The sequence below is a fragment of the Devosia subaequoris genome, assembly GCF_014197055.1.
Lineage (GTDB): Bacteria > Pseudomonadota > Alphaproteobacteria > Rhizobiales > Devosiaceae > Devosia > Devosia subaequoris.
On record NZ_JACIEW010000002.1, the window covers coordinates 141595 to 168538 of the forward strand.

A 26944-nucleotide genomic window follows, 5' to 3' on the forward strand; every position below is an offset into this window, starting at 1 on the left:
CAAACCTTACCAAAGCTTAACTTCGCGTCCTTGTTTAATGCCATTTGTCACAGTTAGATGACACATGTTTCCGACACCCTGGAGTCCCCGGTGTTCCGTTCCTTCTTTCCCGAACCCAAGATCTTTTTCCCTGCCGCGCTACTCTGGATCGCCTTCGCCATGGTGGCCTGGTTCCTCGTGGGGGCACAATTGCAGTCGGCAATCAGTCTGGGCCCATGGCTCGGCCTGGCCCCAACCGAGGCCGACCCGGACCCATTCTTCTCCTCGGACAAGGTGTGGCTGTACCAGTACGTGCTGATGTCGGGTTATCTGTTCTGCATCCCCTGGTACTGGGCCGGCAATCGGCGCTGGTACTGGTGGAGCGTCGTTGGAAGCGTGACGATAATCGAGATCGTATACTTCAATGTGCAGATCAGTGCCTGGCTCAACGACTGGTACGGCTCGTTCTACAATCTCATTCAGTCTGCCCTGACCACACCGGGGTCGGTGACCATCGAGCAGTTTTTTGGCGAGATAATCACGGTCGCCTATGTGCTGATCCCCAACATCACCGTACTGGTCATCAATGCGTTCTTCATCGCGCATTACCTGTTCCGTTGGCGCCGGGCGATGACTTTCTTCTACATGAGCCACTGGCAGCATCTACGGCACATTGAGGGTGCCTCGCAGCGAATCCAGGAAGACACCCAGAGGTTTGCCAGCATCGTCGAAGGGCTGGCCGTTTCCCTTGTTGCTTCGGTGATGACCCTGATCGTGTTCCTACCTCTGCTATGGACGTTATCCTCAAACATCACTGAGCTACCCTTTTTCGGGAGCGTGGACGGGGGACTCGTCTGGGTCGCTCTGGTGTCATCGGCCTTCGGCACCGTGCTACTGGCTGCCGTGGGCTGGAAGCTACCGGGCCTCGAATTTGACAACCAACGTGTCGAGGCGGCATTCCGAAAGGAACTGGTTTACGGAGAAGACAATCACGAGCGGGCTGAACCTGTAACCGTGCGGCAGCTGTTCATTAACATGCAGCACAACTACTTCCGCCTCTATCGCCACTACCTCTACTTCAACATTGCCCGTTACGCTTATCTGCAGGGCTCAAACTTCGTGCCGTTCATCGCGATGGGACCGTCGATCGTGGCGGGCTCTCTGACGCTGGGCCTGTTCCAGCAAATCAGCAATGCCTTCGGCCAGGTCGAGGATTCCTTCAAGTTCCTCGCCAGTTCCTGGACAACGATCATTTCGCTCATTTCGGTGTTCAAGCGCCTTCGTGCCTTCGAGGCCAATATCCCGGCCGACGCCATTGCCGCAAACGACTATGACGATCCGGTCTTCCTCAATCAGCTCGCCGTGGGTGAAACCAGCGACGACATCCCCCGGCAGCCCGCACAGTTTTAGGGCACTCGACCGCTATCGGCCAGCATCACCTCTCCCTCCGGGGGGAGGTGTGTGAAGGTCGCGAAAATGGTGCGGGGATAGCGAAAGACGCACTGGCCGGACAACAAGAAAGGGCCGCTCCCGAGGAGCGGCCCTTTCCAAATCGGTGATCTGTCGTCGCGATTAACGCGAGTAGAATTCGACGACCAGGTTCGGTTCCATCTGCACCGGGTACGGCACATCCGAAAGAGCCGGGACGCGGACAAAGGTCGCGGTCTGCTTGCTGTGATCGACGTCGATATAGTCAGGCACGTCGCGCTCGGCGAGCTGGTTGGCTTCAAGAACCACGGTGAGCTGCTTGGAGCGCTCACGCACTTCGATCTTGTCGCCGACCTTGACCTGGTAGGACGGAATGTTGACGCGCTGGCCGTTGACCATGACATGGCCATGGTTGACGAACTGGCGGGCCGCAAACACGGTCGGGACGAACTTGGCGCGATAGACGATGGCGTCCAGGCGCGACTCGAGCAGGCCGATCAGGTTCTCGCCGGTGTCGCCCTTGCGGCGGTTGGCCTCGGCATAAAGACGCAGAAAGGCCTTTTCCGTGATCGAGCCGTAATAGCCCTTGAGCTTCTGCTTGGCGCGCAGCTGCAGACCAAAGTCGCTCAGCTTGCCCTTGCGGCGCTGACCGTGCTGACCGGGGCCATAGGCACGGGCATTGAGCGGGGACTTGGGACGGCCCCAGATGTTTTCGCCGAGACGGCGGTCAATTTTGTACTTTGCTGAATGACGCTTCGACATCGCGTATCCTTTTTCAATCGTTGAATGGATCGCGCCCTCCTCTGCCCTCGCTCACACGAGGACCGACAGACTCCCAACAGAGAATCCCGGGTGCGCCTATGGGCCGGTTGGCCGGAATAGGTGGGCGGGTCTTAGAGGGGTAGACCCGGCGAGTCAAGCGCTGCGGCGCGAGGCCTGCCTTTCGCGGTGAAACACATAGAGCCCGGAGGCCAGAATGATCGCCGTACCCACCCAGGTCCAGAAATCGGGAAAATCCCCAAAGGCGACATAGCCGACCAGCGTGGCCCCGACGATTTCGATATACTGGAACGGCGCCAGGGTGGAGGCAGGCGTGCGCCGGAAGGCCTCGGTGAACAGAAAGAAGGTAAAGGCCGACAGCGCGCCCATCAGCACGAATTGCGCCCAGGGGCCGGACAGATCTATGCCCGAGGCGGACACCAGCTCCATCCGGCCAAAGGCGAGAAGCCCTGCCCCGAGCAGGACGACCGCAACCAGGGTGAACCAGAACTGGATGGAGAGCGATCCCATGCGCGTCGAGAGCTTGCGCATGGCAATTGCATTGGTCGCAAAGGCCAGCGCGGCTAGAAGCGGCAGGAGCGAGGCCCAGCCAAAGATATCCCAGCTCGGTCGGATCACCACGAGCACGCCAAACAGACCCACGGCGACCGCCAAATAGCGCCGCCAACCGGTCTGCTCCTTGAGGAACAGGGCCGAGAGCACGGTCAGCATCAGCGGCTCGACGAAGAAGATCGCAATGGCCGTAGCAATAGGCATGGTTACAAAAGCACCGATCAACGCGCTCAACGTGATCGCCGAGGTCGCGCCGCCTAAAAGGATCAAGCCCCATGGTCCGGCCTCCAGCCGGCGCCGTAGAACGACCAGCACCAGTCCGAGCACAGCCAGTTGGAAACCGAATCGCCAAAAGGCGATTTCGAACGGGTTGAGCTGAGAGGTGAGTGACTTTGACAGCGCATCGCCAATGGGGACGATGGTGACCGCCAGGACCATAATCGCCATGCCACTGCGCGACAGGGCGTGATTGCTGGCAGATTGTAGAGCCGAATCCGTCATGGCACCTGTTTAGCGCAAACTCAGGCCATGCGCTTGTCGATATGCCGCTGATTGCTCAGCTGGGGGAAGATGCGGCTCCAGATCACGGCTACGGCCATGGCACCGAAGCCCCCGATGACCACCGCGGGCACCGGCCCGATCAGATGTGCCACCGTCCCGGCGCGGAATTCGCCCAGCTCGTTCGAGGCGCCGATGAACACCGAATTGACTGCGTTGACCCGGCCGCGCACCTCTTCGGGCGTCCAGAGCTGCATGATGGTTTCGCGAATGGTGACGCTGACCATGTCGGCCGCCCCCACCAGCGCCAGCGCCGGAATGGATACCCAGACCGTGGTGGAAAAGCCGAAAATGACGGTGAAGGCACCGAACAGGCCAACGAACAGAAACAGCACCTTGCCTGCGTGGTCGCGCACCGGAAAACGCGTGAGGTAGAGCGCCATGACGATGGCGCCCAACCCCGGCGCCGCACGCAGCAGACCCAGCTCGGTCGGTCCGGCATTGAGAATATCCTTGGCATAGATCGGCAGCAGCGCCACCGCCCCGCCCATCAACACGGCGAACATGTCGAGCGATATGGCGCCCAGCACCACCTTGTTGGAGAAAATGTAGCGAAAGCCACCAAACATGGTTTCCATACTCGTCGCCTGATGTGACTGGCGCTTGGCCGGCTTGGGGATCAACATCACGGTGACGACGGCACAGACCAGCAGCACAGCCGCCGTGCCGAAAGCAAAGCCCGGAGCAATGCCATAGAGCAGGCCGCCGACCGCCGGCCCGGTGATAGAGGCGAACTGCCAGGCTGAAGCATTGACGGTGATGGCGTTGCTGAGCGCTTCGGACGGCACCAGATTGGGCGCCAGCGATTGCGCCGCCGGCCCCCAGAAGGCGCGCGCCGTACCCAGCACAACGAGGATGACGAAAATCGGCCAGACCTCGTGCGCCTCGACATTGACCAGGGTCAGGAAAGCCAGCGCGCATCCGAGCTCGACGGTGAGGCAAACGGCCATGATACCGCGCCGGTTGAACCGGTCGGCGGTCAGCCCGGTGACCAGAATGAGCAGCAGCGCCGGCAGGAACAGGCAGAGCCCCACTAGCCCCAGCAGGAAGGCATTGCCGGTGACGTCATAGATCTGCCAGGCAATCGAGACCGACATGATCTGCACCGCAAAGCTGACCAGCAGGGTGGTCAGCCAGAAGAAGCGGAAACCGATATAGGTGAAAGCGAGTTTGGACGGCTCGGAGGGGGCGTGTACGCTCATGGTGCACTGCTCATCGCATTTCGGCGATGAACGGTCAAAGGACTTCTCACCTCTCCTTTCGGGGGCGAGAGGCGCATCGCTACTCCTCGGTCTTCTCCGCCTTTTTCATCCGGTTGGGGTTGGGCCGCTCATGGCGGCGGTCGATGGAAGAGATCACACCGCGCAAGGTGCGGATTTCCTGGGAGGTGAAGCGGCCGCGGGTGAGCGCCGTGCGCAGATTGTTGATCATGCTCGGGCGCTTGTCCGGCGTGGTAAAAAAGCCGGACTGGTCCAGCACACCTTCGAGATGCTCGAACAGCCCCACCAATTCGCCGCGCGGTGCGGCCTCGGCCAGATTGTCGCCAAAGGGCAATGCCCGGCCCGCTTCGCTGGTCCGGCGCCATTCATAGGACATCAACAGCACAGCCTGGGCGATGTTTAGCGAGGCAAAGGCGGCCTCGACCGGTAGCGTGACGATGGCGTCGGCCATGGCCACTTCTTCGTTGAGCAGGCCCCAGCGCTCGCGACCGAACAGGAGGCCGGCCTTCTGGCCGCCAGCAATGTGCCCCGCCATGGCAGACGAAGCTTCTTCGGGGCCGAACACCTCCTTTTGCATGTCGCGCGAGCGAGCCGTGGTGGCATAGACCAGGGTAAGGTCCGCTATCGCCTCTTCCAGCGTCTCGAACACGCGGACACGCTCCAGCACATGGTCGGCGCGCGAGGCGGCGGCGACCGCTTTTTCATTGGGCCAGCCATCCCGTGGCCGTACCAACCGCATGTCCCAGAGACCGAAATTGGCCATGGCGCGCGCGGCTGAACCGATATTCTCGCCTAGCTGCGGTTCACACAGAATGATTGCAGGACAAGATGCCAGTTTGAGTGGTTGTGAGCTGTCTGTGCCGGCCATGTGACTTCGATCCGCGGGAAAGTTGCGGCGACATAGCCCAAATGGCCGGTTTCAGCAAATCAGGCGACGCGCGCGCGCGCGTGCAGCTCTTGCACCTTTGCATTGGGCCGCCACTCACGGTCGAGCACAGCGAAATGCAACTCCTCGTCCCATTCGCCCTGGAACAGCGCATGCTCGCGGTAATGCGCTTCGAGCCGCATGCCCAGCTTCTGCATCAGCTTGATCGAATGATGGCTGCGCCCATCGCAACGCACCATGAGGCGGTGGATGCGGAAGTGATCGAATGCCAGGTCGATCATCGCAGTGAGCGCCTGGGTGAGATAACCCTTGCCACTGTGTGCGGGATCGATGGCGAAGCGCAACTCGCCCTGCCCGGCCGTCGCATCGGACCATTTCAGGCTCACATGCCCAACCAATACGGCATCGTCCTTGCGCACCATGGCCAGGGTCAGCGTTTCGCCGGGCCGGTGGAGGTCCACCTGCGAACACATGATGGCAATGGCGGCAGCAACATCTTCTTCGTAACGGGTCGGACGCTCGACATAGCGCTGTACCGATGGGAGGATATGGTATCGTCTGACAGCGTCCAGATCACAGCGTTTAAAGGGTCGCAAGACCAGGTTATCGGTCCCGATCGGCAGGCGCAAAGACGACATTGTTCAGATTCCTCCGCAAGGATAGAGCAGCCCTGCTTCGGCAATGCCCGGAACGCGTCCCGGTTCCCGTCCTGAGCGAGCAAATCTTTTTAATCCGGAGGCTTGCTATCCCGGAACATCAGGCGTGGCGCAGGGACAGCCATTCATCGCGCAAAATTGCGTAGTAAAATTCCTCGTCCCACAGGCCCTTGAACAGCCCATGCTCACGAAAATGCGCCTCCCGGCGCATACCCAGGCGCTCCATCAGGCGCCAGGAGGGTTCGTTGCGCGCATCGCAGCGGGCATAGATGCGGTGCATGTCCGCAGCTCCGAAACCGAGTTCAAGCAGGGCATTGGTGGCTTCGGTGGCATAGCCGCGACCGTGGTGATCGGGATGAAAAATCCAGCCCAACTCGCCCTGCCGCGCCTCCACCGAGCGCCAGATCAGCGAAACCTCGCCGACAAGATTTCCGTCTTCTGCGGTCTCAACCGCAAGGACAATGCGGTCGCCCTCTTCGAGAAACCCGGTCTGGTTCGTCCGCTGCTGGATGGCGAGGGCACACTCTTCGCGGCTGAGCGGAGGATCGAACAGGTACCGCGCCACATCGTCCCGGCCACGATAGGCAAAAACCCCGTCGACATCGCCCCGCGTGAACGGGCGCAGGCGCAATCGCTCTGTGGAAAGCGGAAAGTCAGGGTACAGCGCCATGGTTTCTCCCGGAGGGCGGCACCATTGCCCCTGTCGAGCGCCTTGGCAAGAACACTTGCCGCCACATGCCGCCCGTGCCAGCCTGCGCAGATGTCCAGCAATACCGAGATCGAGCAAGAAACCAGTTGCGATTGCGGCGCCGTGCGGTTGCACGCCAAGGGCCGCGTGGTCTCGATGTTTCAGTGCGGGTGCCAGAACTGCCAGAAGGTATCAGGCAGCGGTCATTCCAGCGTCGTGCTGATGCCGGTCGATGCGGTCCGGGTGACAGGCGCAACCAAAAGCTTCACACGGCCAGCGGAGTCCGGGGCGGCCTTCACGCGGCATTTCTGCCCCGAGTGCGGCACCACCCTCTACGCCGAATCATCACGCGCACCGGCATTTCATATTCTGCTGGCGGGGCTGTTTGCCGGCCACAACGAATGGTACGCGCCCACCCAGTTGATCTTTTCGCGGAGCCACCCGGACTGGGATCTGATCGAAAGCACCCTGCCTCGACACGAGACCTATCGCCCGGAGAAAACGGCATGAGCATGGCATCGGAAGAACTGGCCGACCGCATCCGCGACCTGCTGACGCCGGGAGAGAACATCCGCGAGCAGAAGATGTTCGGGGCCAATGCCTTCATGTCCAACGGCCACATGCTGGTCGCCCCGATGAAGGACGGTTCGCTTCTGGTGCGGGTGGGCAAGGACGGTGTCGACGAGGCCCTGAATCAGGATGGCGCCACAGTGATGGAAATGGGCGGCCGCACAATGGGCGGTTTCGTGGTCGTCAGCGGCGACGCCCTGGAGGAAGATTTTGCGCTGGGCGAATGGCTCGACCGTGCCCGGAACTTTGTGAAGACCCTGCCGCCCAAATAGCTCTCCCCCATCCGGCAAGCCCCCTTGCCGAGCCTGTCTTTGCGCTTTGCTCAGGCGGTGCTATACGGACCGCCGAACAGGGCCGAGAGCCACTATCAGCATTTGCAAGGGAGCAATTCGATGAGCAAGATCAAAGTCGCCAATCCGGTCGTGGACCTCGACGGCGATGAGATGACCCGGATCATCTGGCAGGCGATCAAGGACAAGCTCATCCACCCCTATCTCGACCTGCCGATCGAATATTACGATCTGTCGGTGGAAAATCGCGACGCCACCGACGACCAGGTGACCGTGGACGCCGCCAACGCCATCAAGAAACATGGCGTCGGCATTAAATGCGCCACCATCACCCCCGACGAAGCCCGCGTCGAAGAGTTCGGCCTCAAGAAGATGTGGCGCTCGCCCAACGGCACCATCCGTAACATTCTGGGTGGCGTGATCTTCCGTGAGCCGATTATCTGCCAGAACGTGCCGCGTCTTGTGCCGGGCTGGACCCAGCCGATCATCGTCGGCCGTCATGCCTTTGGCGACCAGTATCGCGCCACCGACTTCAAGTTCCCCGGCAAGGGCAAGCTGACCATGAAGTTTGTCGGTGAAGACGGCACCGAGATCGAACATGAAGTGTTTGACGCACCGGGCGCCGGCATTGCCATGGGCATGTATAACCTCGATGCCTCGATCACCGATTTCGCCCGCGCCTCGATGAACTACGCGCTCAACCGTGGCGTGCCCTGCTATCTCTCGACCAAGAACACTATTCTCAAGGTCTATGACGGTCGCTTCAAGGACATCTTCCAGGAGATCTACGAGGCCGAGTTCAAGGAGAAGTTCGAAGCCAAGAAGATCTGGTACGAGCACCGCCTGATCGACGACATGGTGGCCGCAGCTCTCAAGTGGTCCGGCGGCTATGTCTGGGCCTGTAAGAACTATGATGGCGACGTGCAGTCCGATACCGTTGCCCAGGGCTTCGGTTCGCTGGGCCTGATGACCTCTGTGCTGATGACCCCCGATGGGTCGGTTGTCGAGGCTGAAGCTGCCCACGGCACGGTGACCCGTCACTATCGCCAGCATCAGCAGGGCAAGGAAACCTCGACCAACTCGACCGCCTCCATCTTCGCCTGGACGCGTGGCCTGGCGCACCGGGCCAAGCTCGACAACAATGCGGATCTGGCCAAGTTTGCCGATACCCTGGAAAAGGTCACTGTCGACACCATCCAGGAAGGCAAGATGACCAAGGACCTGGCGCTTCTGGTCGGCCCGGACCAGCCCTGGCTGACCACCATGGGCTTCCTCGACGCGATCGATGCGAACCTGCAAAAGGCCATGGCCGCCTGAGCCTGACACCAGACACAGATTCGAAAAGCCGGGGTTCCGCCCCGGCTTTTTTTGTATTCGGTCAACCCTGACGAAAAAAAGGGACGCTGTCGAGCGCCCCTTTTATGCGCTGGCAGTCAGAGCCTATTTCGTCTTGCTCTTGCTCGCGCCTTTTTCGACCGTGAGCTCGGTCCGCTCACCCGGCGTGACCGAGAAACTGGCCTCAGTCTCGCTATCATCGTCATAGGTGACGACCACCACATAGTCGCCGCCCGGCAGGGTCGTCTGATGTTCCGCATCATAGCCAAAACCGACCTTCTGCCGATTGCCCTGCAGATCGGTCTTGGCGGAGAACATCTCGAACGAATACGCACCCGGCATGGTGATCGCGGCAACCCCGGCACCGAGCACTACGTTCACTTCGGTCCGCTCGCCGCTCTCAATAGTGAAAGGCGCTTCGGCGATTGCCTCGCCCATCTTGACCATGGCCACATAGTCCCCGGGCACCAGTTGATATTCATCGCCCGGACCATAGCCAAACCCGACCTTTTCCCGTGAGCCGTCGATTGCCTTGGTTGCTTTGAAAAGATTGACGGCCATGCCGCTGTCCTCAACCGTCATGCCCTCGACATAGCTGGCATTGATGACGGCGAGCCCGACCCCGGCGACCAGTTCCTTTTCTACCGTCTCCCCGGCGGCCAGTGTGAAGCTTTCCGATACCTCGCCCTGCCCCACCTTAGCGGTCACGGTAATCTCGCCAGCCGGAACAATGAATTCCGCCTCCGTATATGCCCGCTCGTCCCCGCCTGGATAGGCGACGTCGATTGTAGCCCCATTGGCGACCGGTTCACCTTCGTCCGCGTAGGCTCGCACGATCACCTTGCCTGCGTTGAGTACAAAATAGGGGGCGGCAAGCGTGTCGGCGGTGATTGTGACCGGCTGGCTCTGCTCAATGGGCCCATAGCGGACGAAAAGCTCATAATCGCCGGGCGCGATCTGCTTGGTGGGGACGCCATAGCCGAATTCGACCCGCTCCCCGGCCTGCCGCAGTTCCCAGGCAAGACCCTTGCCCGTTCCAGAGTTGAGCAATTCACCGCCCTCAGCCAGCGCTGCCTCAATGGTGAAGTTCTCATCCAGAATGGCGGGCTCCGGTTCCGGCTCTGGTGCCGGGTCTGCCTGGGCAACTTCTGCGACCGCGGCTGTCAGGGCATCCACCAGATCATCGCCGTCCTGTGCCGAGAGATACTTTCCGCCTGTATTTTCGGCCAGGCACGCCACCGCTCGCCCATCTTCATCCGAAAGACCGAAGCCAAGCACATGGGCGGTGAAATCAATTCCCTGGTTCTCGAGCTCGCTACCCAGGGCGCATGGATCGACCTCACAGGTTTCCAGCCCGTCAGTGATCAGGATCACCGTTGCCTTCTGCTCAGTGAAACGCAGATTCTCCGCCGCCAGCCGTACCGCATCGCTCAACGGCGTCATGCCCTTGGGATTGATCTTGTTGGCCGCTGCGGCAATTGCCGCTCCTGTTCCTGCCGCCGGCTCCACCAACATCTCGATATCACCGCAGTTTCCCTTCTCGCGGTGACCATAACTCATCAGCCCCAGCTCAAGGTCGCCGGGCAGTTCCGCCAGTACCGACGACAGCGTCTCGCGCGCAATCGAAATACGCGCGTCACCCTCGATCTGGGCCCACATCGATCCTGAGCCATCCAGCACGATGATTGCCCGCTCCGCGGCCAGCGCCGGAGCCGCCAGACCAAACGCAGCCACTGCGCCGATTAGAATCTTCTTCAGTTTCCTCATGCGTCGCCCTCCGATCAGAAGTGTTTACCGCCACGACCCGGCGGCCTCTGCCCTAAAAGCCTCGCGATGGATGAAGCTGGAATGAACAGGCAGTTCAGATTTTACGCTATCCTAGGCTAGGCGCGCTTGCCTTCCGAAGGCAACGCCGGCCATCCGGCGCACCAATTGGCGATAGCCGCTGTAGTATTCCAGATGACCGCTCAACATCGCGGGCGTATGGTGGGTCGTCTCTTTCGATTCCTCCCATCCCGGACCCTTTCAAAATGCCCGTCGGCGTCCTGCTGGCCTTTCTGGCTTATGCCAGCTTTTCCGTGGCCGATGCGCTGATCAAGGCAACGGGGCCCGGTCTTTCCGTCTTCGAGATCGCGTTCTTCACCACCAGCTTTTCCATCATTCCCGCCATATTGACCAAGCGCGGCGAGCGCTGGCGCGACATCTATCGGCTGCACCACCCCTGGCTTGTGCACCTGCGCTGTCTGACCGCCATTTTAGGCACAGCCTGCGTGATGTATGCCTTCACCCACATTCCCTTTGCCGAGGTATACGCCATCGGCTTCACCACCCCGCTCTTCGTGACCGTCTTGTCCGTGCTGGTGCTGCGCGAGCATGTCGCGCTGCATCGCTGGGTACTGTTGTTCATCAGCTTTCTGGGCGTTCTTCTGGTTATCCGTCCCGGGCTCAAGGCCCTCGACACCGGCCATTTCATCATGATGTTTGGCGCCGTGCTGGGTGCGATCACGACTACCGTGCTGCGTCACATCGCTCAAAAGGAAAGGCGCGTGAGCCTTGTAGGGCTTCAAGTGCTCTATTCGGCCGTGGTCAACGCCGTTTTGATGATACCGAGCTTTGTGCTGCCCACGCTTGGCCAAATGGCCATCCTGCTGGGGATCGGACTGCTCGGCGGCATTGGCGGGCTGCTGGTGATCCAGGCTTGCAAGCAGACACCCGCCAACCTGATTGCTCCCGTGCAGTATAGCCAACTCATCTGGGCAATATTGTTCGGTGCGCTGTTTTTCAACGAATATCCCGACTGGATCGCCATTGTTGGCATGGTGGTTGTGGTCGGTGCCGGACTGACCAATGTCCTGAGCGAACGCCCACGCATCCGCTGGAAACCACGCATCTTCTTTTTCCGTATCGGACAATAGATCAGCAAAAAGCCCCGGCCACTGGCCGGGGCTGTGCATACCCAGGAAAGCCGCCGATCAGATCAAAGCGCGGATCGCGGCAATCGCCTCATCGGCCTTCGAGCCGTCTGGCCCGCCGCCCTGCGCCATGTCGGGACGGCCCCCACCGCCCTTTCCGCCAAGCGCCGCCGTTGCAGACTTGATCAGCGTGCCAGCGGCATAGCGGCTGGTGAGGTCCTCCGTGACGCCAATTGCGACCGTGCCCTTACCGTCTTCGCCCTTGAGCACCATGACAACTACGCCCGAGCCGACGCGCTTCTTTTCCGCGTCGACAACCGATTTGATGTCCTTGGCGGAAACGCCCTCCACGACACGGCCCACAAAGGTCACGCCATTGACCGTTTCGCTGGCGCTCGCCCCTTCGCCACCGCCACCCAGGGCCAGTTTCTGGCGAGCATCCGCCAGCGCCTTTTCTGCACTTTTGACTTGGCTCTGCAAAGCTTCGATGCGCTCGAGCACATCGTTCGGACCTGAGCGCAACAGGCCGGCCGCCGAGGCGACGATATTGGTATTGGCATTGCCGCGGTGCCGCGCAGCATGACCGGTCAGGGCCTCGATACGGCGAACGCCGGCCGCTACCGCGCCTTCAGCGACTACAGAAACCAGACCGATATCGCCGGTGCGGCGCACATGCGTACCGCCGCAGAGCTCGACCGACCAGCCAAGCCCGTTGCCGGTCGGTTCGCCCATGGAAACCACGCGCACCTCATCGCCGTATTTTTCGCCGAACAGCGCACGCGCGCCTGATTCCTTGGCTTCCTCGACGCCCATCAGCCGGGTTTCCACCGGGGTGTTCTGCAAGATAATGGCATTGGCGATATCCTCGATCTCGGCCATTTCCTGCGCCGTCATCGGCTTGGTATGGACAAAGTCGAAGCGCAGGCGATCCGCCGAGACCAGCGATCCCTTCTGAGCAACATGATCGCCGAGCACCAGGCGCAGCGCCTCATGCAGCAAATGGGTGGCCGAGTGATTGGCGCGGATCGATGAACGGCGGTCATGATCGACCAGCAGCTCAACCGCCTGGCCGCGCTTGAGCGTCCCTTCAGTGACCTTGACCTTGTGGGCAAAGACCCCGTGATGCTTGCCCGTGTCGAGGACATCGGCCGCAATGCCTTCGCCCTTGATCACGCCGCTATCGCCCACCTGTCCGCCGCTTTCCCCATAGAACGGGGTCTGGTTGACAACCACGATACCGTCCTGGCCCGCGGCAATGGCATCGACCTCTGCCCCGTCAACAAGCAGCGCCGTGATTTCACCTTCGGCGGTCTCGGTTTCATAGCCCAGAAACTCGGTGGGGCCGAGCTTGTCGGCCAGCCCATACCAGACGGTGTCCGTGGCCGCTTCGCCCGAACCGGCCCAGTTCTTGCGAGCCTCGGCCTTTTGCTGCGCCATCGCCGCATCAAAACCGGCCTGGTCTACGCTGATATTGCGCGAACGCAGCGCGTCCTGGGTCAGATCGAGCGGGAACCCATAGGTATCGTAGAGCTTGAAGGCGGTGGCGCCGTCTAGCACTGCGCCTTCGCCCAACTCTGCCGTTTCGGATTCAAGGATTTGCAGGCCGCGCCCAAGCGTCTTGAGAAAGCGACCTTCTTCCAGGCGCACCGTCTCGGCAATCATCGCCTCGCCGCGCGACAATTCGGGATAGGCTTGGCCCATTTCCCGCACCAAGGTCGGCACCAGCTTGTGGATCACGGGCTCATTGGCGCCGAGCAGAGTAGCGTGACGCATCGCACGGCGCATGATGCGGCGCAGCACATAGCCGCGGCCTTCATTCGATGGCAGCACGCCCTCGGCAATCAGAAAACTCATCGAGCGCAAATGATCGGCAATGACCCGCAGGCTGCGATTGCCCGGCCCGTCCACTTCGGCATTGGTGGCATTGGCCGTCGCGCCGGTCAGCGCCTTGAAAAGATCGATATCGTAATTGTCGTGTACGCCCTGCATGACGGCAGCGATGCGCTCGAGCCCCATGCCGGTGTCGATCGAAGGACGCGGCAAGCCGGTGCGCGAGCCATCGGAGTGCTGCTCATATTGCATGAACACCAGATTCCAGATCTCGATCCAGCGGTCACCATCTTCCTCGGGCGAACCCGGAGGGCCGCCCCAGATTTTGTCGCCATGATCGTAGAAAATCTCCGAACTTGGGCCACATGGGCCGGTATCGCCCATCTGCCAGAAGTTCGACTTGGCTCCCAGGCGAACGATCCGGTCCTCGGAAAGGCCGGCGATCTTCTTCCAGAGCTCCATCGCCTCGTCATCGTCCTCATAGACGGTGACCATGAGCTTGTGCTTGGGCAGCGCCCAATCCTTGGTGAGCAGGTTCCAGGCCAGTTCGATGGCCTGGTCCTTGAAATAATCGCCGAAGGAGAAATTCCCCAGCATTTCAAAGAAAGTGTGGTGGCGCGCGGTGAACCCGACATTGTCCAGGTCATTATGCTTGCCACCGGCACGCACGCATTTCTGCGCGGTCGTGGCCGTGGAATAGGGACGCTTTTCGACGCCGGTGAACACGTTCTTGAACTGCACCATGCCCGCATTGGTGAACATCAGCGTGGGGTCGTTGCGCGGCACCAGGGGGCTCGAAGCCACGGGCTCGTGTCCGTTGCTGGCAAAGTAACCCACAAAACTGGAACGAAGGTCGTTTACGCTGGTCATGCAGAGGCTTTCATGGCGAGCGGACGCGGGCGCGTCCAATAGGAAAATCGGGGCTTTTTATCTTGCCAGCGCAAGCTGTGTCCAGCGCCGGGGCTGGACTTCTTCAAGACAGACAAAAACCCCCGCCGAAGCGGGGGTGAATGCATGAGATCGCAAAGGCCGTTAGTCGTCGCTGCTTTCCTCGCCACCCGCGACCAGCAGGACCTCGCCAAGCAGGCCTGAGCTTTCGCGCACACCGTGTTCGATGGTGGCGGCAATCTCGGGATTGTCCTTGAGGAATTGACGCGAATTTTCACGCCCCTGCCCCAGACGCTGGCTATCCCAGGAGAACCAGGCGCCGGCCTTCTCGACAATGCCGGACTTCACACCCAGATCGAGCAATTCGCCGGTCTTGGAGATGCCTTCGCCATACATGATGTCGAACTCGACCTGACGGAATGGCGGGGCAAGCTTGTTCTTGACCACCTTGACGCGGGTCTGGTTGCCCACGACTTCGTCGCGATCCTTGATCGCGCCAATGCGGCGAATATCCAGACGCACCGATGCGTAGAACTTGAGTGCATTGCCACCCGTCGTGGTTTCGGGCGAGCCATACATCACGCCGATCTTCATGCGGATCTGGTTGATGAAGATGACCAGGCACTTGGACTTGGAAATCGAGCCGGTGAGCTTGCGCATGGCCTGGCTCATCAGGCGCGCCTGCTGGCCGGGAAGGCTGTCGCCCATCTCACCTTCAAGTTCTGCGCGCGGGGTGAGCGCGGCAACGGAGTCGACCACCAGCACATCGATGGCGCCGGAGCGCACCAGCGTATCGGTGATTTCAAGGGCCTGCTCGCCAGCATCGGGCTGTGAGATCAGCAGATCGTCAACATTGACGCCCAACTTGCGGGCATAGACCGGATCGAGTGCATGCTCGGCATCGACAAAGGCACAAATGCCACCCTTACGCTGCGCCTCGGCAATGACATGCAGCGCCAGAGTGGTCTTGCCCGAGCTTTCCGGTCCGAAAATCTCGACAATGCGGCCCTTTGGCAGTCCGCCAATGCCCAGCGCAATGTCGAGCCCGAGCGAACCGGTGGAGATCGATTCGACCTCGATCGCCGAGTTCTCGCCCAGGCGCATGATCGAGCCCTTGCCGAAATTCCGCTCAATCTGGCTCAATGCGGCCGAGAGAGCCTTATCCTTATCCATCGATCCACCTTCAACAACGCGAAGCGGCGAAGCTGCCATAATGCTCTCTCCTTATTTCATGCTCTCGGAACCCATGCAACGAGAGCCGCCAATGGCTGATGTCTGCTATTCGTGCTATATTTGTTCTCATTTTGTTTCGAAAACGTCAAGAGACAAAATAGGAACATTATATGCTGGCAGGAGAGGCCGCCTGGCCCTTCAGATAGGCCGATTCTGCGTCGCCGTCTGCCTCGGCAAAAAAGTATGATTTTTGACTGGACAGTTTGGCCGGGGATCAGTTTTATGCGCCAAAGGCAAACCGGGGACCTCTGATGCACCTGATCCAGTATATCGACGACAAGGGCGATCGCGCCGTCGGCGTCACGCGCGACGGCCAGACCCGGCAACTCAAGGGTGTCAGCAGCGTCTATGCGCTCGTGCAGGAAGCCCTCAACGGCGTCGGCGGCCTGCCCGCTGCCGCCGAGGCACATGGGCTGGGCGATCTCATCGACAAGGACGTGCTGGCGCGCGAGGGCCGCGTGCTGGCGCCAATCGATCATCCCGACCCGGCCCATCTGCACGTCACCGGCACGGGCCTGACCCATCTCGGCTCTGCCGCCACACGCGACGCCATGCACAAGGCCAATGGCGAAAAGCCGGCCGGTGAGCTGACCGACAGCATGAAGATGTTCCGCATGGGGCTCGAGAACGGCAAGCCGGCGGCGGGCGAGAAGGGCGTGCAGCCCGAATGGTTCTACAAGGGCAATGGCCATATCGTGGTCAATCCGGGCCAGGCCATCCCCTCCCCATCCTTTGCGCTCGACGCTGGCGAGGAGCCCGAAATCGCCGGCATCTACGTGATTGACGCCGAAGGCCGACCGCGCCGGCTCGGCTTTGCCCTGGGCAATGAATTTTCCGACCACGTGACCGAGCGGATCAACTATCTCTATCTGGCCCACTCCAAGCTGCGGGCCTGTTCCTTTGGGCCTGAATTGCGCGTGGGCGACCTGCCGCGCCATATCGAGGGTATGTCGCGCATTCTGCGGGACGGCGAAGTGTTGTGGGAAAAGCCATTCCTGAGCGGCGAGGACAATATGAGCCACACCATCGCCAATCTGGAATATCACCACTTCAAATATGATCTGTTCTGCCAGCCGGGCGACGTGCATGTGCACATGTTCGGCACGGCGACATTGAGTTTTGCCGATGGCATTTCCACCAAGCCCGACGATGTCTTTGAGATCGAGGAAGACCAGTTTGGCCTGGCCCTGCGCAATCCTGTGCAGGTGGAGGAGGAAAAGCCGGTGGTGGTCGGCGGGCTCTACTAAGTTCGGCATTCATCCTGCCGATGCCATTGTCGCCGGGCTCGTCCCGGCGGCTGGTGCCCGATGACCGGCCGCAGGGGCCACGCCGTCTTTACTCCAAACCACTAACATGTCAGTTATGCCGCCACCCTGAGGGAGGACGCCCATGACAGCTCGCCACTTCGAAAAACGCCGCATTGCCCAGACCGATATCGAGGTCACCACCCTCGGCCTTGGCGGCGCAAGTCTGGCCGGAATCTTTTCGGCGGTCCCTGGCGAACAGGCCCGTGCAACGGTCTCTCATGCTTTGGAGCAGGGCCTCAACTATGTCGACACCGCCCCACAATATGGGCTGGGGCGGTCTGAGCATCTAATGGGTGATGTGGTGCGGTCCGCCCATCCACGCCCGATCATTTCCTCCAAGGTTGGTCGCCTGCTCAAGCCCGTCGATCCAGCGGTGCAGGACAAGGGCAATTGGGTCGATCCCCTCCCTTTCGACCAGGTCTACGACTACTCCTATGACGGGATCATGCGCTCGCATGCCGACAGCCTGCAGCGGCTGGGGCTGAACCAGGTCGATATCCTCTACGTCCACGATATCGGCGTTGCCACCCATGGCGCCGAAGCCAACAAGCCGCTTTGGAACCAGCTGGCCTCAGGCGGCTACAAGGCCTTGCGCGAACTGCGTGACAGCGGTGTGGTGAAAGCCATCGGTCTGGGTGTCAATGAGTGGGAAGTGTGCATGGATGCACTCGCCTTGGGCGATTGGGACGTATTCCTGTTGGCCGGCCGCTATACTCTGCTCGAACAGACCGCGCTGGCCCCCTTCATGACCACCTGCATTGAGCGCAAGGCCTCGGTTGTGGTCGGCGGTCCGTTCAATTCCGGCATTCTGGTTGGCGGCGACAAGTTCAACTATGCCAAGGCCCCGGACGATATTGTCCAGCGCGTGCGGGCCATCGAGGCCGTGTGCAAATCCTTCAACGTGCCCCTGCCCGCCGCCGCCCTGCAATTCCCCCTGACCCATCCGGCCGTATGCAATGTGCTGCCCGGCCCCCGCTCGCCGCAGGAACTGGACGGAATTCTGGACTGGTGGGACACGAAAATTCCCGACGCCCTTTGGTCCACCCTGGCTGATGAAGGCCTCCTCGCGCCCGGCACGCCCATTCCCGGCAGCACAGCGTGACGCGATCCGCCCTCAGACCACGGCAGTCGGCCAGCGGTTCAGCAACTCTGGTACTTAGCCACGATTAAGGGCGGCGCATCTCGACGCACTGTCACGCACTTTCCGGCTGGCTTGAGGCATAGGCCGCCTCCTAAATTGATAGTAGCGGACGAGCATGGAGAATTGCGACTGCCGGAATAATCAGTTCAGGTCGAGCGCACAAGCCTTTAGAAACTCGAACGGAATCAAATCCAGAACCCGCTTGTTGGTCGAGCGCAGATAGACCCGTGGCGCCTTGCCGGCATTATGCGCCTGAGCCCAGCGCGCCGCCACCAGACACCAGCGGTTACCTGCCACCAGCCCTGGAAAATTGAACTCGGGCCGCGGGGTGGAGAGGTCATTGCCCACGCTTGCGGAATAGCCAAGGAACTCATCCGTAGCCGCAATGCAAACCAGGTGCACCGCGCCGCCATCGGGCCCGGCCGAGCAGTGACCATTGCGGAAATAGCCGGTCAACGGGTCGTGCGAGCATGGCTGCAACGGCTCACCCAGCACATTGAGCTCCGCCGGATCTTCGATACGCACGTTCAAATTCATGCTCCCGGCAAGAGGAGCCCGAGCGGAAGGGCTCCTTGATTGACGCTCCGTTGTGGGCCTAGCTGTCGCCCTTGTCCATCCGGCGCAGCACTTCCTTGACCTTGGAATTGATCTGGTCGAGCGAATAGGGCTTGGGCAGGAAGTCCACGCTCTGGTCGTCCTCGATATCGCGGCGCACGCTTTCCTCGGCATAGCCGGACACGAAGATGATCTTGAGCTTGGTCATCTTGTCGCGAATGACCTTGAGCATGGTCGGCCCATCCATCTCGGGCATCACCACGTCGGAGATAATCAGATCGACCTCATAGTCGAGCTCTTCGAGCACCTCGATGGCCTCTTCGCCTCCATCGGCCTCAAACACCTCATAGCCAGTGGCTCGCAGGGCCCGGGCCGAGAACGCACGCACGCTTTCCTCGTCCTCGACCAGCAGGATGCGTTCGTGGCCTGTAAGGTCCTTGGCCGGCGCCGAGGCAATGGCGGCCTTGGCGGCGGCTTCTTCCGGCGTTGGCACATAGCGCGGCAGGAAGATCTTGAAGGTGGTGCCCACCCCCACGGTCGACACCGGATAGATGAAACCCTCGGTCTGCTTGACGATGCCGTAAACCGTCGAAAGACCCAGACCCGTGCCCTTGCCCAATTCCTTGGTGGTGAAGAACGGCTCGAAGATCTTGGCGAGAACCTCTGAGCTCATACCCGTGCCGGTATCTTCCACATCGATCAGCACGTAGTCGGCCGCCACCATGCCCTCGAATTTCATGCCTGCGGCCTCGGCCTGGGTGACATTGGACGTCCGCAGGGTGATCGACCCGCCATTGGGCATAGCATCGCGCGCATTGACCACCAGGTTGATGATCACCTGTTCGAGCTGCACCACGTCGGCACGCACCGGCCAGATATTGCGGCCATGTTCGACCGTGAGGTTGTTTTTCTCGCCGATCATGCGCTTGAGGAGTACCGTGAGATCGTCGACGATCAACGGCAGCTCCAGCACTTGCGGACGCAGTGTCTGGCGGCGCGAAAAGGCCAGCAGCTGGCGAGTCAAGCCGGCTGCGCGATTGGCATTCTGCTTGATCTGCATCAGCTCGTTGAACGAGGGGTCGCCCGGCTTGTGCTTCAGGAGCAAAAGGTCGGAAAAGCCGATAATGGCGGTGAGCAGATTGTTGAAATCATGCGCGACGCCACCGGCCAGTTGCCCTACGGCCTGCATTTTCTGGCTCTGGGCAAATTGCGCCTCGAGCTTGCGCTGGTCGGTCATATCCAGGGCATAGACATTGACCTGCTCAGGTGAGCCGGCACTGACCTCGGAGGCCGAAATATAAAGCCGGACGGCGTGATCGCCCTCGGCGCTGAGCGCGGCGTCGACCGGCTCGACTTCCGAGCGTTGCGCCGTCGCGTCGCTCAGGGCCTTGGCCAGTTTCTCGCGGCTACCCTCGCCGATGAGATCGCTGAGCGGCTGCAATTCCAGGCTCTTGTCCTCGCCCGACCAATGGAAGATGCGCCCGAATGGCGCATTGGTCCGCACGATCCGCCCTTCGGCGTCGAGGGTGGCGATGGCAAAGGGCGTGTCGTTGAAGAAGCGCGAGAAGCGCACTTCGGCAGCACGGAGCTCTTCCTCAGTATCCGGGGCGCTCGACATATCGAGCACCAGCGTGCGGGTTTCCCCCAATTCGCCATCGGCCAGGCGGGCGGCACGATGCAGCAGGCGCACGGGCAGCGAAGTGCCATTGCGGCGCACCAGATCGATATCGATGATCTCGGTGCGAATTTCTCCGTCACCCCTGCCCCGCATCAGTAGCGAGGCGCCGTCGCCGCGCACGATATCGCCCAGGGCAAGCTGCCCGGCATTGAATTCGGCCAGATCGTAACCGAGCCAGTCGGCCAGGGTGGAGTTGAGATACTGGATCTGCCCATGCGCATCGGCCGAGAAGAAGCCGGAAGGCGAATGATCGAGATAATCGATGGCGCGCTGCAGATCGCGGAACGCGGTCTCGTTGTTTTCCCGGTCGCGGGTGATGTCCTCCACCGACCAGGCGACCAGCGGCTTGCGACTATCGGCAAAATCGGGCAGCGGCCGCACCGAAACCCGATACCAGAACACGCGACCGGCCTCGGACTGGGACCCGCCCAAACCGCCCGGCACGCGGATATCCTCAATCGCCGTGCGTCCGTCGCGCGCCGCCCTCGATACCCGGTAGATCGCCTCGCCCGCATCGGCATAGCCGGAAAACAGCCTTGGCACGCCTACCGGAACGCCATTGTTCACCGCACCCGGGAAACTGCCATAGTGCTGATTTACATAGCTGATCTTGCCTTCGCGATCGGCAATCACCGCACCGAAAGGCAGGCTGTCGACCACAGCATGGCTCAGGGTCCGCCGATCTTCACTGGCTGCGAAACGAAACAACCCCGCCGCCAGCCCGAACAGGAAGAACACACCGGCCACCGTCAGCAGGCCGACAAAGCTCATCACCAGTTCAGGCGGAATGCGATCTCCGAACAGCGAGAAGGCCACGGCCACTCCCACCAGCACGATGGCCAGCACCACCACCCGCCAAATCCCGGCGCCGCCACGCCCCGAATCCAGCACCGGTTCGGGATAGCTGTCCTCGCCAAGCGGGGTCGCTGCCATGGGGTTCTGCTCCAGTACTGCACGCGTCCCGAATCGGGACATCAGAAAAGGTCTAGCAAAAGGACCGCCCGCATGGGAGGGCGAAGCCCCGATTTGCCGTGGATGGCGGCACAATGATGCCGACTTGCACCGACGCGCGCTTTCTTACTTGCGGGAACTGACCTCTTCGGCAGCTTACGCACTCGGCCGCCATCCTCCGCCCGGCTTCTTGAGGCGCATCACGAAGCCGATCACTTCGGCCACCGCCTTGAAGTGCTCGCCCGGAATCGTCTCATCGATCTCCACCGAGGCAAACAAAGCACGCGCCAATGGCGGATTTTCGACAATGGGCACGTCATTGTCCTTGGCTACTTCACGGATGCGGAGTGCGACCGCGTCCGCACCCTTGGCCACGCATTTGGGGGCCGCCATGTCCTTGTCGTATTTGAGGGCCACCGCAAAGTGGGTCGGGTTGGTAATGACCACCGTGGCGTCAGGCACGGACGACATCATGCGCTTGCGAGCCCGGTCCTGGCGCAGTTGCCGGATGCGTCCCTTCACATGCGGGTCGCCTTCCATCTGCTTGTATTCTTCGCGCGTCTCCTGAACCGTCATCATCTGCCGCTTCCACCATTTCTGGCGCACGTAGAAAAAATCTGCCGCGGCGATTGCGGTAATCAGAGCCAGGACGGCGGCAAAGATCTTGATGCCGATCTCCTGGAAATCGAGCAGGATCATGATCGGATCGGCGGTCATCATGGTGTCGAGCCTGTCGCGCTCGGGCCAGCACACCACGATCACGATCACGCCCACCAAAACGATCTTGACCAGTCCCTTGGCGAAATTGACCAGCGCATCGGGCGAGAACAGCCGCTTGGCGCCGCTGATCGGTGAAATCTTGGAAAGCTTGGGCTTGATCGGATCGAGCGACCAGACCAGCCTGTGTTGCACCAGATTGGCAAGGATGCCGCACACCATCAGCACGGCGAGTGGAATCAGGACCACGCCGATCATCGCCAGGGCCAGCCCGTTGAAGAAGTCGGCAAAGCCGGCGCCTTCCAGATCGAACTGGTCGGCATTCATGAAAATCAGGCTCAGTGGCTCACTCAGTTCGTTGCTGATCCACGGGGACAACAGGGCAAAAACAATGCCCGAGCCCATCAGCATGAACCAGGTCGTCACCTCCTGGCTCTTGGCAACATCGCCTTTTTTGTGAGCGTCCTCGAGCTTTTTCTGGGAGGGGTCTTCTGTTTTGGAGTCTTGATCAGGAGCTTCGCTCGACATCGGCTAGCCCCTCCACATCGCAAGATGATTTTCGAAAGCGGTGATGTACCAGCCCATCATCATCACAAGCAGGATTGCAAAGAGCAGCAGGCCGACGATGATATTGGCCGGCATCAGGATAAAATAGACCTGCAATTGCGGCATCAACCGCGCCAGGATGCCGGCGCCCAGGTTGAACACCAGACCGAAAACGATAAAGGGCGCCGACATCTGCACCCCCACCATGAAAGCGCCACTGACTGTGCGCACCGCCAGTTGCATGGCATCCTCGAACATCAGCGGGTCAGTGGGTGAGAACACCATATAGCTGTCATAGATGGCCGCCAGCGCCATGTGGTGCAGGTCGGTGGCAAAGATCAGCGTGATACCGAGAAAAGACAGGAAGCTCGAAAACACGGCGCTCTGCTGACCCATCTGGGTCGGATCGGCAGCCAGCGCACCGGACAGGCCGGTCTGGAAGGCCACAATGGTACCGGCCACCTGCGTTGCCATCACGGTGATGCGCACAATGGCCCCGATCATGAGGCCCACGGCCAGTTCATGGAACAGCAACCCCACCATGCCCGCCAGGTCGGGCGGAATGGCCGGGATCACCTCACCAATCAGGGGAAACAGCACCAGGGTAAAGGCCAGCGCAAAGCTCAGCCGCATCCGCGACGGTATGGTCTGCTCACCCAGTGCGGGCATCAGCATCAGCATGGCGCCAATGCGCGCAAACATGATGATATACGTAAACGCCGTCGCCGGGAGCCAGTCGAGGCTGATGGTCACCGTCTACCCACCCACGATGATCATGTCGACCACCCGGTCCATATAGCTGGCCATGGTGGCGCCCAGGAACGGCAGGGAGATCAGCATGGTGATGAAGATGGCGATGATCTTGGGCACGAAGACCAGCGTCATTTCCTGAATCTGCGTCAGCGCCTGGAACAGCGCGATCACCACACCAACGATCAGCCCAACCAGCATCATCGGCATCGAGACGATGATGAGCGTCCAGATTCCTTGGCTGGCAATGTCGAGCACTTCAGCGCCGCTCATGGCTCCAACCCTTCTCGATTCGCAGCCCAGCCTATCATCGGCTGTTACCCCGGCGAAGGCCGAGGGCCATCTCGGTGTGGTTTATCCCGGCCCGCTCGACTGCCATTCACCTGCAAGTTGAGGCTAGATCGGCATCCGCATGATTTCTTCATACGCCGAGATCACCTTGTCGCGCAGGGTGACCATGCTCTCGATGGCCATTTCGGTTTCGCTCAGAGCGGTGACCATGTCGACCACATTGGCCTTGCCGCTGACCATGTCGAGCGCCATCTGGTCGGACACCTTGCCCTGATCGACCACGCCCTGGACATTTTGCGCCAGAAGATCAGCGAAATTGCCGCCGGCGGCCGGTGCAGTTGCGGTCAGGTCAGCCTGCGGCTTGGCGGCCTGGTTGATCAGGCGGCTGGCATTGGAATAGGCGGCAGTTGCCGCATTGAACGGGGTATTGCTGACGACCATTTGTGATGTCTTTCTCGCTTATCAGCCGCGCAGGATGTCGAGCGTACGCCCGAGCATCTGCCGGGTAACAGTGACCACGTTGAGATTGGCCTCGTAGCTGCGCTGGGCCTGACGCATATCGACGGTCTCCACCAGCGTGTTCACATTGGGATATTGCACAAAGCCGCTCTCGTCGGCTGCTGGGTGCCCAGGCTCGTAGCGCGAGGAAAAATCGCTCATGTCGTAGGCGAGGCGCCCGACCTCCACGATGCGACCGCCGACCTCGGCGTCGTAATTGGCCTGAAACGTCGGAATGCGCCGACGATAGGGCTCGTCTCCAGGTGCCTTGCCCGCTGAATCGGCATTGGCGATGTTTTCTGCAATGACCCGCATGCGCGCCGTCTGCGCGTGCAGTCCCGTGGCCGCGATGCGAAGCGAAGAATTGAAGTCCATGCGTTACCCCTAGACGTTCTTGCCCAGCGCGACGCGCAGGATGCGGACGGATTTCTGGTAGAGCGAGGTCGCCGCCTGATAATCCATCATATTGGTGGTGACTTTCATCATCTCGTCTTCGAGCGTGACGCCATTGCCTTCCGGCGTCACTTCGAAATTGGCCATGCGCTGCGCATTGAACGCGCCCTCGCCCGAGGAGGCGGAAAAATGCATGGGCTGGGTGACCGAGGTGACGACAGCCGACGAGCTCATCATTCCCTGCCGGTCGGCAAATTCATATTGCTTGAGATCCCGCCCTCGATAGCCGGGCGTCTCCGCGTTGGCGACATTCTCGGCCAACAGACCTTGACGGGTCTGGTGCCAGCGCATCTTGTCGGTCAGCGCCGAAAAGACTGGCATATCCATAAGGCCCATGGGCCAAGCTCCCCGGAAACGAATTCAGTTAGGCAATTCTTGCCGGGTGAATGGTTAACCAAGTGTTAAGTGGCTCCGTCGTCGGCCTGAAACGACGTGCATTTTGCAATAATGATGGGCGAGCCAGGCAGGAATTGCCGCCCCAAGTCGACCAGCACCTATTGCCCCGCCCGGAATCGCGCTATGTGCGTGGTCCGACCTGAAACGCTGTGGAGGCGTCCTCTTGCAATTCATTACCGGACTGTTCGGCGGCAGCGGCAATACCATCCTCACCATGATTCTGGCGCTCGGCATCGTGCTGGTGCTGATCGTGCTGGCCGTCTGGTTCCTCAAGCTGATCTCCAATGTCTCGGGAAGTGCGGCGCGCGGCCGCAACCGGCGCCTGGCCGTGGTGGATACCCTGGCCCTCGACCAGAAGCGGCAATTGGTGATCGTACGGCGCGACGATGTCGAGCATCTGATCCTGACCGGCGGTCCGCATGATGTGGTTGTGGAGTCCGGCATCCCGGTGCCCGAGACTGCCAAGCCCGAGCCGGCACGGCGCGGCCTGCCTTCTCTCGCGACCAGGCGACCGGCAGTAAGCAAACCGGCACCGGCCCCCACGCAGCCCACCCCCGCCGAGCCCGATGCAGACGCGCCACCGGCACCCGAACCGGCAAAGCGCCCCACACGCTCACTGCGCCACACCGGCCTGCTCCGGCCAGTCAGCGTGCAGGACCCTACGCTATCCGTTGATAACCCCGACGCGCCGAGCGAGACACCTGCCGACTCAGATAGAGAGGTCGATGGTGACACGGCGAGCGAAGGCACAGCGGCTGAGCATGACAATAGCGAGCAGGCCAACCGGAACTGATCCGGCGCGCAAGGCGCGCTGGCGCTTCCTGCTGCCGCTTCTAACAGCCGTTGGCCTTCTGCTGCTCTGGTCCCAGGGCGCGTTCGCGCAAGATCTCTCCATTGATTTCGGCGACGAAACCACGTTGACCGAGCGGGCCGTCCAGCTCATCGGGCTGATCACCCTGCTCTCGTTGGCCCCATCGATCCTGGTGATGGTGACCAGTTTCACCCGCATCGTGGTGGTGCTCTCGCTGCTGCGTACCGCCATCGGCCTGCAGACCGCGCCACCCAACACCGTCATGGTGTCGCTGGCACTGTTCCTGACCCTGTTCATCATGCAGCCGACACTGCAACAGAGCTATGAACAGGGCATCGCCCCGTTGATGGCCGGCGAAATAGAGTTCGCCCAGGCGTTCGACGCCGGCGCCGCCCCGATCCACGAATTCATGCGCGCCAATGTCCGCGATCGCGATCTCGAACTATTCTACGACCTCTCGGACACGGCGCTGCCCGATGAGCCGGAAGCCATTCCTCTGCAGCTTCTCGTTCCGGCCTTCATGATCTCCGAATTGCGCCGCGCCTTCGAGATCGGTTTCCTGCTCTTCCTGCCCTTCGTCGTCATCGACATGGTCGTAGCCTCGGTGCTGATGAGCATGGGCATGATGATGCTGCCCCCGGTGGTGATCTCCCTGCCCTTCAAGTTGATCTTCTTCGTGCTGGTTGATGGCTGGTATCTGGTGGCCGGATCGCTGGTCCGAAGTTTCACCAGTTAGCGATGTACCGGCTCAAACCCGGCATCAAGCAGGACATGGTGCGGCGCTGGACCCTGCCCGACCGCATCTTTTTCGGCCACGGCGCCTGCCACATCCTGGCTGGAGTCTATCTCGCCGAGTGCCCCCTGGCCGGATTTCACGCCGAACGGATCATTCCCAAAGGCGATGTGCCGGGCGGCCACATGTACGTCACCGATGGCCTGGTTGCTTTCGACGATCATTGCTACAGCCTGCGCGAGCGCCTGCTGGCGCATCATCGCCGCTCTCAGGCAACCGACCGCCCCCGGCTGGGACTACGACATCGAAATC

At 61.0% G+C, this 26944-nt stretch carries 27 protein-coding genes; 9 read left to right on the top strand and 18 right to left on the bottom strand.

Going from position 1 to position 26944, the window contains the following annotated elements; genetic code table 11:
- The first annotated feature begins 90 nt into the window (after positions 1–90).
- On the top strand, positions 91–1389 hold the full coding sequence (sbmA, locus tag GGR20_RS05355; protein WP_183310217.1) for a peptide antibiotic transporter SbmA: 1299 nt from the start codon (positions 91–93) through the stop codon (positions 1387–1389).
- Positions 1390–1551: 162 nt separating this feature from the next.
- Here the strand turns inward: sbmA and rpsD are convergent, their stop codons facing one another.
- From rpsD to GGR20_RS05385, 6 genes are all read right to left on the bottom strand, one after another.
- Positions 1552–2169, bottom strand: coding sequence for a 30S ribosomal protein S4 (gene rpsD / locus GGR20_RS05360; protein WP_183310218.1), 618 nt, complete (start codon positions 2167–2169; stop codon positions 1552–1554).
- Between the two features lie 153 nt (positions 2170–2322).
- Entirely contained in the window at positions 2323–3240 is a 918-nt protein-coding gene (locus GGR20_RS05365; RefSeq protein WP_183310219.1) for a DMT family transporter, read from the bottom strand.
- 20 nt (positions 3241–3260) lie between these two features.
- The gene (locus tag GGR20_RS05370) at positions 3261–4499 is read right to left on the bottom strand and encodes an MFS transporter (RefSeq protein ID WP_183310220.1); all 1239 of its coding nucleotides are present in this window, start codon (positions 4497–4499) and stop codon (positions 3261–3263) included.
- A 79-nt stretch (positions 4500–4578) separates the two neighbouring features.
- On the bottom strand, positions 4579–5385 hold the full coding sequence (locus tag GGR20_RS05375; RefSeq protein WP_183310221.1) for an RNA methyltransferase: 807 nt from the start codon (positions 5383–5385) through the stop codon (positions 4579–4581).
- A gap of 59 nt (positions 5386–5444) precedes the next feature.
- The gene (locus GGR20_RS05380; protein WP_183310222.1) at positions 5445–6041 is read right to left on the bottom strand and encodes a GNAT family N-acetyltransferase; all 597 of its coding nucleotides are present in this window, start codon (positions 6039–6041) and stop codon (positions 5445–5447) included.
- 118 nt (positions 6042–6159) lie between these two features.
- Positions 6160–6729: a GNAT family N-acetyltransferase gene (locus GGR20_RS05385; protein WP_183310223.1), complete on the bottom strand. Its 570-nt coding sequence runs from the start codon at positions 6727–6729 to the stop codon at positions 6160–6162.
- Positions 6730–6819: 90 nt separating this feature from the next.
- On the opposite strand from GGR20_RS05385, the gene GGR20_RS05390 reads away from it, so the two are divergent.
- The 3 genes from GGR20_RS05390 to GGR20_RS05400 all read left to right on the top strand — a co-directional run bounded on the left by GGR20_RS05390 (position 6820) and on the right by GGR20_RS05400 (position 8924).
- Entirely contained in the window at positions 6820–7257 is a 438-nt protein-coding gene (locus GGR20_RS05390; protein WP_183310224.1) for a GFA family protein, read from the top strand.
- A complete protein-coding gene (locus GGR20_RS05395; RefSeq protein WP_183310225.1) occupies positions 7254–7589 on the top strand; it encodes a TfoX/Sxy family protein in 336 nt (111 codons plus the stop codon). Before GGR20_RS05390 ends, GGR20_RS05395 begins: the two co-directional genes overlap by 4 nt.
- Before the next feature lie 120 nt (positions 7590–7709).
- Complete coding sequence (locus GGR20_RS05400) at positions 7710–8924, top strand: NADP-dependent isocitrate dehydrogenase (RefSeq protein ID WP_183310226.1); 1215 nt, start codon at positions 7710–7712, stop codon at positions 8922–8924.
- 123 nt (positions 8925–9047) lie between these two features.
- Here GGR20_RS05400 and GGR20_RS05405 read toward each other — a convergent pair whose 3' ends face one another.
- On the bottom strand, positions 9048–10709 hold the full coding sequence (locus tag GGR20_RS05405; protein WP_183310227.1) for a vWA domain-containing protein: 1662 nt from the start codon (positions 10707–10709) through the stop codon (positions 9048–9050).
- A gap of 263 nt (positions 10710–10972) precedes the next feature.
- Between GGR20_RS05405 and GGR20_RS05410 the strand changes: the two genes are divergently transcribed.
- Complete coding sequence (locus GGR20_RS05410; protein ID WP_183310228.1) at positions 10973–11857, top strand: DMT family transporter; 885 nt, start codon at positions 10973–10975, stop codon at positions 11855–11857.
- 57 nt (positions 11858–11914) lie between these two features.
- Here the strand turns inward: GGR20_RS05410 and alaS are convergent, their stop codons facing one another.
- Together alaS and recA are read right to left on the bottom strand one after the other, a co-directional pair.
- The gene (alaS, locus tag GGR20_RS05415; RefSeq protein ID WP_183310229.1) at positions 11915–14554 is read right to left on the bottom strand and encodes an alanine--tRNA ligase; all 2640 of its coding nucleotides are present in this window, start codon (positions 14552–14554) and stop codon (positions 11915–11917) included.
- Between the two features lie 162 nt (positions 14555–14716).
- Positions 14717–15784 carry a recombinase RecA gene (gene recA, locus GGR20_RS05420; RefSeq protein WP_183310230.1) on the bottom strand — a complete coding sequence of 356 codons (1068 nt, stop codon included), beginning with the start codon at positions 15782–15784 and terminating at the stop codon, positions 14717–14719.
- A gap of 272 nt (positions 15785–16056) precedes the next feature.
- On the opposite strand from recA, the gene araD1 reads away from it, so the two are divergent.
- Entirely contained in the window at positions 16057–17052 is a 996-nt protein-coding gene (araD1, locus tag GGR20_RS05425) for an AraD1 family protein (RefSeq protein WP_183310231.1), read from the top strand.
- Between the two features lie 142 nt (positions 17053–17194).
- The gene (locus tag GGR20_RS05430; RefSeq protein ID WP_183310232.1) at positions 17195–18214 is read left to right on the top strand and encodes an aldo/keto reductase; all 1020 of its coding nucleotides are present in this window, start codon (positions 17195–17197) and stop codon (positions 18212–18214) included.
- Positions 18215–18394: 180 nt separating this feature from the next.
- On the opposite strand, the gene GGR20_RS05435 is transcribed toward GGR20_RS05430, so the two are convergent.
- From GGR20_RS05435 to flgB, 8 genes are all read right to left on the bottom strand, one after another.
- Positions 18395–18778, bottom strand: coding sequence for a DUF2237 family protein (locus GGR20_RS05435; protein WP_420827431.1), 384 nt, complete (start codon positions 18776–18778; stop codon positions 18395–18397).
- A 70-nt stretch (positions 18779–18848) separates the two neighbouring features.
- Positions 18849–21419, bottom strand: coding sequence for a cell cycle histidine kinase CckA (cckA, locus tag GGR20_RS05440; RefSeq protein ID WP_183310234.1), 2571 nt, complete (start codon positions 21417–21419; stop codon positions 18849–18851).
- A gap of 174 nt (positions 21420–21593) precedes the next feature.
- Positions 21594–22682, bottom strand: a complete 1089-nt coding sequence (gene flhB, locus GGR20_RS05445; RefSeq protein ID WP_183310235.1) for a flagellar biosynthesis protein FlhB — start codon at positions 22680–22682, stop codon at positions 21594–21596.
- 3 nt (positions 22683–22685) lie between these two features.
- Positions 22686–23453 carry a flagellar biosynthetic protein FliR gene (gene fliR / locus GGR20_RS05450; protein ID WP_253560108.1) on the bottom strand — a complete coding sequence of 256 codons (768 nt, stop codon included), beginning with the start codon at positions 23451–23453 and terminating at the stop codon, positions 22686–22688.
- A gap of 3 nt (positions 23454–23456) precedes the next feature.
- On the bottom strand, positions 23457–23723 hold the full coding sequence (fliQ, locus tag GGR20_RS05455) for a flagellar biosynthesis protein FliQ (protein ID WP_183310236.1): 267 nt from the start codon (positions 23721–23723) through the stop codon (positions 23457–23459).
- A gap of 123 nt (positions 23724–23846) precedes the next feature.
- Positions 23847–24182, bottom strand: coding sequence for a flagellar hook-basal body complex protein FliE (gene fliE, locus GGR20_RS05460; RefSeq protein ID WP_183310237.1), 336 nt, complete (start codon positions 24180–24182; stop codon positions 23847–23849).
- Positions 24183–24203: 21 nt separating this feature from the next.
- Positions 24204–24614: a flagellar basal body rod protein FlgC gene (flgC, locus tag GGR20_RS05465; protein WP_183310238.1), complete on the bottom strand. Its 411-nt coding sequence runs from the start codon at positions 24612–24614 to the stop codon at positions 24204–24206.
- A gap of 9 nt (positions 24615–24623) precedes the next feature.
- Positions 24624–25028 carry a flagellar basal body rod protein FlgB gene (gene flgB, locus GGR20_RS05470; protein ID WP_183310239.1) on the bottom strand — a complete coding sequence of 135 codons (405 nt, stop codon included), beginning with the start codon at positions 25026–25028 and terminating at the stop codon, positions 24624–24626.
- Between the two features lie 223 nt (positions 25029–25251).
- On the opposite strand from flgB, the gene GGR20_RS05475 reads away from it, so the two are divergent.
- Both GGR20_RS05475 and fliP read left to right on the top strand, forming a co-directional pair.
- Complete coding sequence (locus GGR20_RS05475; RefSeq protein ID WP_183310240.1) at positions 25252–25881, top strand: FliO/MopB family protein; 630 nt, start codon at positions 25252–25254, stop codon at positions 25879–25881.
- On the top strand, positions 25850–26635 hold the full coding sequence (gene fliP / locus GGR20_RS05480; protein ID WP_183310241.1) for a flagellar type III secretion system pore protein FliP: 786 nt from the start codon (positions 25850–25852) through the stop codon (positions 26633–26635). The genes GGR20_RS05475 and fliP overlap by 32 nt, the downstream gene beginning before the upstream one ends.
- On the opposite strand, the gene GGR20_RS05485 is transcribed toward fliP, so the two are convergent.
- Positions 26632–26892: a hypothetical protein gene (locus tag GGR20_RS05485; protein WP_183310242.1), complete on the bottom strand. Its 261-nt coding sequence runs from the start codon at positions 26890–26892 to the stop codon at positions 26632–26634. The genes fliP and GGR20_RS05485 overlap by 4 nt on opposite strands.
- Between the last annotated feature and the right edge of the window lie 52 nt (positions 26893–26944).